Annotated in this window: 7 protein-coding genes; 6 read left to right on the top strand and 1 reads right to left on the bottom strand. The window is 33.7% G+C overall.

Annotation, left to right across the window (positions count from 1 at the left end; genetic code table 11):
* The first annotated feature begins 857 nt into the window (after positions 1-857).
* The 3 genes from AMS59_RS03015 (at position 858) to AMS59_RS03005 (ending at position 5,084) form a co-directional block, all read left to right on the top strand.
* Complete coding sequence (locus tag AMS59_RS03015) at positions 858-1,817, top strand: ABC transporter ATP-binding protein (RefSeq protein WP_053482278.1); 960 nt, start codon at positions 858-860, stop codon at positions 1,815-1,817.
* Entirely contained in the window at positions 1,810-3,324 is a 1,515-nt protein-coding gene (locus tag AMS59_RS03010; protein ID WP_053482277.1) for an ABC transporter permease/substrate-binding protein, read from the top strand. Before AMS59_RS03015 ends, AMS59_RS03010 begins: the two co-directional genes overlap by 8 nt.
* A gap of 491 nt (positions 3,325-3,815) precedes the next feature.
* On the top strand, positions 3,816-5,084 hold the full coding sequence (locus AMS59_RS03005; protein WP_053482276.1) for a DUF5068 domain-containing protein: 1,269 nt from the start codon (positions 3,816-3,818) through the stop codon (positions 5,082-5,084).
* 177 nt (positions 5,085-5,261) lie between these two features.
* Here the strand turns inward: AMS59_RS03005 and AMS59_RS03000 are convergent, their stop codons facing one another.
* Positions 5,262-5,822, bottom strand: coding sequence for a hypothetical protein (locus AMS59_RS03000; protein ID WP_053482275.1), 561 nt, complete (start codon positions 5,820-5,822; stop codon positions 5,262-5,264).
* A gap of 259 nt (positions 5,823-6,081) precedes the next feature.
* Here AMS59_RS03000 and AMS59_RS02995 point away from each other — a divergent pair, with 259 nt between their 5' ends.
* Genes AMS59_RS02995 through AMS59_RS02985 form a run of 3 tightly spaced genes read left to right on the top strand, consistent with a single transcriptional unit; the run spans position 6,082 to position 7,294 of the window.
* Positions 6,082-6,612 (top strand): TetR/AcrR family transcriptional regulator, encoded by a 531-nt coding sequence (locus AMS59_RS02995; RefSeq protein ID WP_053482274.1) that lies wholly within the window; start codon positions 6,082-6,084, stop codon positions 6,610-6,612.
* A gap of 5 nt (positions 6,613-6,617) precedes the next feature.
* The gene (locus tag AMS59_RS02990; RefSeq protein ID WP_053482273.1) at positions 6,618-6,944 is read left to right on the top strand and encodes a multidrug efflux SMR transporter; all 327 of its coding nucleotides are present in this window, start codon (positions 6,618-6,620) and stop codon (positions 6,942-6,944) included.
* Positions 6,945-6,958: 14 nt separating this feature from the next.
* Positions 6,959-7,294 carry a multidrug efflux SMR transporter gene (locus AMS59_RS02985; protein WP_053482272.1) on the top strand — a complete coding sequence of 112 codons (336 nt, stop codon included), beginning with the start codon at positions 6,959-6,961 and terminating at the stop codon, positions 7,292-7,294.
* Positions 7,295-7,535 lie beyond the last annotated feature (241 nt).

Raw genomic sequence — 7,535 nt, 5'->3', positions numbered from 1 at the left:
ATATTGGCAAAGTGGTAACGAAAAAATCCTTTTATCGCTCAATAATAAACTTATTTTTTCCTAATCAACACGCCTGAAAGTAGTGTTTTCTTTAAATTCTTTCAGCGGGCGTACATCATTAATAGAACGAAAAAATCCCTAGTTTAGTTCCTTAATTTCCAGCATATTTTAGAAATGAAAGGTCATTAGAATATAGATGCAATGGTTACTAAAAAACACAAAAATGGTATTATGAAGCTATTCGTTTTGATAGGAAATCTTTATTGAATATTAATTATTCGTACTCAAAAACATTATACGATTGTCTATGAAAATTATGAGATAAATAGAGACGCATCATAAAAAGAAGACCAACGATGTAAAACAAAAAAATAAGTTTGAAATGACTTTAGATAGTGAAATATATATAGTAACATGATGTATCTTTAAAAAGTGTTAGTTCTAGACCTACTATGCTTAACGTATATGAAATGAAGAGAATTAAAATAGTAGTTTATTTCTATATTAAAACATTAAGTTACTATATATGAAGGTGATTTCTGTTCCGTTCTAAAAAGATTAGTTGATTGGAGTGAAGCGACAGCAACAAATGTTTTATCTGCGCGAAAGCGAAGCGTCAGCGGCAAATGTTTTATCTGTGCGAAAGCGAAGCGTCAGCGGCAAATGTTTTATCTGTGCGAAAGCGAAGCGACAGCGGCAAATGTTTTATTTGTGCAAAAGCGAAGCGTCAGCGGCAAAGCGCTCAGTCGGAACGGAAATCAACTTCTCGTTATGTCTACAATTACATTAAATTAATATAGTGAGTTTACGCAAAGAATGTGGATTATTGAAGAGCATTAATAAAAGGGGATTATACAATGATAGCATTTGAAAATGTCACAAAAAAATATGAAAATGACCAAGTCGCAGTGAAAGCTATTAATTTAGAGATCAACAAGGGAGAATTTTTAGTTCTTATTGGACCTAGTGGTTGTGGAAAAACAACATTATTAAAGATGATTAATCGATTAATTCATTTAACAGAAGGAACCATTCGCATTAACGGCAAAAGAATTAGTGATTACAACATTCATGAATTGCGGTGGAATATCGGCTATGTCCTTCAACAAATTGCGCTTTTTCCCCATATGACGATCGAAGAAAATATAGCTGTTGTGCCTGAATTGAAGAAATGGAGTAAACCGCAGATTCAGCAACGAGTTCGGGAGTTATTGAATATGGTTGGACTTGAACCCGATAAATATAGTCAGCGCAAGCCTAAAGAACTTTCTGGTGGTGAGCAACAAAGGGTCGGTGTTGTTCGTGCATTAGCAGCTGATCCCGAAATCATTTTAATGGATGAGCCTTTTAGTGCTTTAGATCCGATTAGCCGCACAAAATTACAAGATGATCTTCTGGAGCTTCAGCAAACGATACAAAAAACAATCGTCTTTGTTTCGCACGATATGCAAGAGGCCTTAAAATTAGGCGATCGAATATGTGTAATGAAGGATGGAGAAATTGTACAGCTTGGCACTCCACATGAAATCATACAAAATCCTGTTAATGATTTTGTTCGTGAATTTGTTGGGATAAAAGAGTTTGGGACTTTCCATATCCAAGCTGTAATTGAACCAATTGCTGATGAGGTTCATCAAAGAAATCGAGAGAACACCATTTCTTCCAAAGATTCTTTACATACCATTCTTCAAAAATTAGCTCATGATGAATGCTTAGGTGTGGAACAGAACGGAAAAATAATTGGCGTAGTCACAAGAGCATCTATGCTTCAGTATTTAGCGCAAGATTCCTTAGAAAGAGGTAATATAAATGGCTAATTTTTGGGGTGTGTTTAGCGAACGAAAAGGCCAACTATTGGCATCTTTATTAGAGCATATTCAAATTTCCTTCATTGCACTATTTTTTGCAGTGGTAATTGCTATTCCTCTAGGAATCTACTTAACGAATAAAAAGAAAATAGCAGAAAGTATTATTGGAATTAGTGCAGTTTTACAAACGATTCCTTCATTAGCGTTATTAGGGCTATTGATTCCGTTGTTTGGCATCGGAAAAGTACCTGCAATTATTGCCTTAGTTGTGTATGCACTTCTTCCGATTTTACGTAATACATTTACTGGGATAAACGAAGTAGATCCATCTTTAAAAGAGGCAGCGATGGCGATGGGGATGAATACGCGAAAGCGGTTAGTGAAAGTAGAATTGCCTCTTGCTATGCCTGTTATCATGGCAGGAATTAGAACAGCTATGGTATTAATCGTCGGAACGGCAACTTTAGCGGCGTTAATCGGGGCTGGAGGATTAGGAGATATCATATTGCTTGGAATTGACCGAAATAATACTGCACTTATTATTTTAGGGGCTGTCCCTGCGGCGATTTTAGCATTAGTGTTCGATTTCTTACTAAAAAAACTAGAATCACTGTCGTTTAAAAAAACAATGACAGCATTGAGCATTATTAGTGTAGTGGCATTAATAATGATTATATTCCCGTTATTAAACTTCAAAGACCAAGAGGAAATTGTCATTGCAGGTAAGCTTGGCTCTGAGCCAGAGATTCTAATAAATATGTATAAATTGCTTATTGAAGATGAAACAGACTTAAAGGTGCAATTAAAACCTGGACTTGGTAAGACTTCCTTTGTATTTAATGCACTTAAATCTGGCAGCATCGATATTTATCCAGAATTTACGGGAACGGCAATTTCAGAGTTTTTAAAAGAGGAAGCGATCAATAATAATCAGGAGGATGTTTATCATCAGGCGAAAGAAGGCATGATGAATAAATTTGGCATGGTGATGCTTCGTCCGATGAAATATAACAATACGTATGCATTGGCAGTATCAAAGGAAATGGCTGAAACCTATCATTTGCAAACAATTTCTGACATCAAGCCTATTCAAGACTCGATAAAAGCTGGCTTCACATTGGAATTTAATGATCGAAAAGATGGTTATTTGGGCATTCAAAAGCGTTATGGTATTACACTTTCTAACATAACAACGATGGAGCCAAAGCTTAGATATCAGGCGATCGAATCAGGGAATATAGATGTATTAGATGCGTACTCAACGGATAGTGAAATACGTCAATATAATATGCAAGTTTTGACAGATGACCAACAACTATTTCCACCTTATCAAGGAGCTCCTTTACTAAGGGAAGAGACGTTAAAGAAATATCCTGAGATTGAAACAGCCTTAAACAAGCTGGCAAATCAAATAACAGATGATGAGATGCGAGAAATGAACTATCAAGTAAATGTAGAAGGCCAAAACATAGAAGACGTGGCTCGCGAATATTTAATAAAGGCAGGCCTGTTGTAAGACGAAAATCATATGATACAAGAAGCTAGAAAAGAGATGTTTTATCTTTTATCTAGCTTTTTAATTTTTATCACGGATTTTGAAAAGAGCAAATGTTGTAGTTGTGTATGAAGTGACGTACAAAACGACATCCGTAATTTTGCTAAGATGAAAAAACGTGATTTCACATGCGACTATATTCTTGGGTATATTATACTTATCTTCTGACAACTTAGAGAAATAAAGTTTTTTTAGTACAATAATAATTATTACTCTTAGGAACTACCTCGAAAAATGTTGAATATGAGAAATAATGTAAATTTGAAAATGAGATAGAATTATTCAATAAACAATATTTGGATGCTCATTGCTCCGTTAGTACAATTTCTTCCAGTTCAAGTTGTTTTGAAGATAAATGTGGATTAAAATGGGTATCAGCTCAAAAAATAGCTTAAATAATTTACTTTTACAGTTGGGCCCAAAAATTTTAAAGACACATTTTGGAGGAAGAAATGAAAAAGAGTTTATTTTTAATGTCTTCGCTAATTTTATCAACTTCAATTATTCTTAGTGGCTGTGGAAAAAGCGCAGACGAAACAAAAAAAGATGATGAACCAAAGAAAACACAGGAGGAAAAAGGACAAGATAAAGATAAAGTCCAAAAGGAAGAACCTAAAAAAGATCAAGAATCCACTAAAGGATCAGCTGACTTTGCTCCTTTAATTTCTTATATGGAAAAGGAAACTCAAGGAAAAACTAAAGTTCTTTTTGAAAACAATGAACCACAAGTACATAAAATGGAGAATGTTTCAATTTCACTTGATGCATATTCAGTAGTAGAATTAAAGGATTTCCACACAGATTTTAATATTCCATTCGGTGATCAAACTAACGGTGGCGTCATTTTAGCTAAATATACAGTGAAAAACGATATGGATAAAGATGTTTATTACATGCCTAGTTTATATGCTACATTTACTGGTGCAACTAAAGATTATTCGAATTATAAGGATTTAATTCCTGAAGAAGATCAATTACCAACAAAACTAAACTACAAAACAGACTATTTGCTAAAAGCCGGTGAAGAGGTAACAGGGTATATCGCTTATCCATTCGGTGAAACAGATTTAGCAAAAATCAATGAACTGGGCACTGTAGCAGTAGAGGTTCCAAAACCGCTTACTGAAAAAGAAAAGTATGACTCTACTATTGGTTCAGATGGAAGATTTAATCTTGCTATAAATACGGATGGTTCGAAAAAAGTAGCAAGTAATTCGTCATTTTATCAAGATAAAGTAACAATGGACAATATGGGTGAAAAGACGATGTTGAAGGAAAAAAGCGACATCAATGAAAGTAAGAAAATAGGGGATGTAAATGCTATTCTAGAAGGGTATCAGTTTACAAAGTTTACACCTAATGAGGTGGAAGCTCCTCGTTTCTCTAATTTCACGAATGGTGTTACTTTATTAACAGTGAAATTTAAGCTAGAAAATAAAGCTAGTAGTGAAATTGGCTTATCTTCTATGTCTTCGAAATTATCAGTTAATGATGGCATGCAATATGCATTAAGCGAAGGTATGCTATTAAATTACAAGTATAATGACGTTATTAAAGCTGGCGAAACTGGCGAGCTATTACAAGTATTCGTATTAGACCAAGAGCAATATGAAAAGATCTGGAAAGATAAAGCCTTTGAAATTGAATTAGGTCCTATCCGAAATAAAGGAGCAGAGGATACTTCAAAAGGTAAGAAAGAAACGTTTACATTACCTAAATAAAATGCAAGAGCCCTCTCATGGTTTGAGAGGGCTTATCTTACTTTTACCATCCTTGTAGACCTAATCCTTTTCGATGGGACGATTCTAGCAGCTTCAGTTTTTCCTCCCATTCATTACATTTCTTCTCCCAATAATGTAAAGGAAGTATAGTAGGATCAATCTTTTGTAACTTAGTCCTTAATTGATGGGGATTGCTAGTATGTCATCACTAAACTTCATGTCCTCTTTATCTCGAAAATTATTATAGTATTTCGTAATTTTATTGACGTATCGTTTATATACCGCTAGTGAAAGACAAAACGTCTCTATTGATGAATTTACATAAATGCGTTCTACGTTTTCTAAATTGCTATAGTCTATTAATAAAATTTCATCACTAACTCGACTGAGTACAAAGTATTCATAATTGATATGCTCTTTAATCAGATAGAAATCCTCAAACATTAAATAATTTTGTAGTTTATTTATAGTATTTGCATAGTACCAATCACCTTCAAGCTTCTTTAAAGGTTCCTTTTCACCAGATTTTTCTAAAGTTGATACTTCTGCTTTCAATTCCATTTCTTTTAGTGAATAATAGCTTCTTAAAAATCCTTTTGCAATTGATAAAAATTTATATTTTCTGCGGAACTTTTCAAAGTCATCTTCAATATTCTCAACTAAAAAGTTAATTGTAGTATGAGAGATTTCTTTTTGATCCATTTGTAAGATTGTTCTGTATGTATTTAAAGAATCCAATTATTTATCATTCCTTTCAAGTCGTAATTTTTTTCTTTGTACTATTATACAAAAGCAAGTGTGTATTGTGGAAAAAAATGAAAACGTTATTTAGGAAAGGTTAAAGAGTTTACTTTCATTTATAGAAGGGATAGAGATTGTAATTAGCAGAAAAGGCCAAGTAAGAAATCCATAATTAATTGACGACGTATGATATAAGCTATAAAATAAAAAAAGACCGTCCAGACGGTTTTTTTATGCTTTTCAAGGGGGCTAATTTATGTCATCAAAAGCAGATTTAAAACGTTCACATATTATCCAAACGGCGATTCAATATTTAAAGGACAATGATTTAAGTACTTTAACTTTAGATAAAATTGCTAGTAGTGCGAACATTAGCAAAGGTGGTTTACTGTATCATTTTAAGACGAAGGATACCCTTCAAACAGCAATCGCTGAAACGATTATGAACGAGGTTATACAATCCTATGAACATTTCGCAAGCCTTGAGCAAGGAACAGGGAGATTAACGAGAGCATTTATTTTAGCTTCTCAAAAAGATCTTGCGAGTGAGGCAGCTTTAAATATTGCGATTCAAATTATGCAAAACGACCATTCATCCATCTCAACAGTTTACGAATGTTTACTAGGAGAGTTGTTTCAAGATGGATTGGAGCTTTCCACTGTTCATTTAATTCGGCTAACGATTGATGGATTGTATTATTCACAGTTATTAAATATAGCACCTATTTCTAATGAAGCAACAAAAGGTGTCTTTGAACAATTAATGCACATGACAAAGAAGGACTAACATACATGAGTGCTTTAGGTTTTTTATTCATTTCAATTATCTCAGAAGTTTTTGCAAGCTCGATGCTGAAACTCACAAATGGTTTTAAACGATTATTGCCTTCAATTGGTGTAGTGGTTGGATATGGAACGGCTTTTTATTTCTTTTCACTAACATTACAATCTTTAGCAATTGGCACTGCTTATGCGATATGGGCAGGGATAGGAACGGCGCTAACAGCGATAATCGGCATAGTCTTTTATAAGGAATTGTTCAATCTAAAAAAAATTATGGGTATTCTATTAATTATTGTCGGTGTGGTTATTCTTAACCTTGCTGGTAGCGGACATTAAGGAGGAAATTGTAAATGAAGGGTTATCTATTTTTAGCGTTATCCATTGTCAGTGAGGTAATTGCAACAATGATGCTTAAGTTTTCAGAAGCATTTACAATTCTAGGTCCATCCATAGCTGTCGCAGTAGGATATGGCATTTCGTTTTATTCATTGTCCCTATGCTTAAAAACATTACCATTAAGCCTTGCGTATGCCATTTGGTCTGGCATAGGTACAGCATTAACAGTCATTGTCGGTATCGTTGTATGGGGAGATATTTTTAATTTTTACTCTGCGATTGGAATTACACTGATTATTGGTGGTGTTATTCTGCTAAATCAGGGAGACCATCATAATGCGACAACATAATATCCAAAAAAGAAAACGTCCCAAAATTTTTATTAAAAGTCAAGTTATTTTCTACTGTTAAAGATTTAACAACATGACAAATAGAATGTTACACATTATAATAGCTTTTTGCAGAATTAGTTGAAGGACTAATTCTGCTTTTATTTTTATATAGATGTAGCTTTTCACTAGCGTCGCATTAAAATAATTCCACACTAACGTTTAAACTGAATTTTCTGTAATATATTCCAGGCACGAAAAA

The sequence above is a fragment of the Lysinibacillus sp. FJAT-14745 genome, from assembly GCF_001275675.1.
Classification (GTDB): domain Bacteria; phylum Bacillota; class Bacilli; order Bacillales_A; family Planococcaceae; genus Lysinibacillus.
Note: the sequence above shows the minus strand (reverse complement) of the source record. Positions and strands in the feature narration are given on the sequence as shown.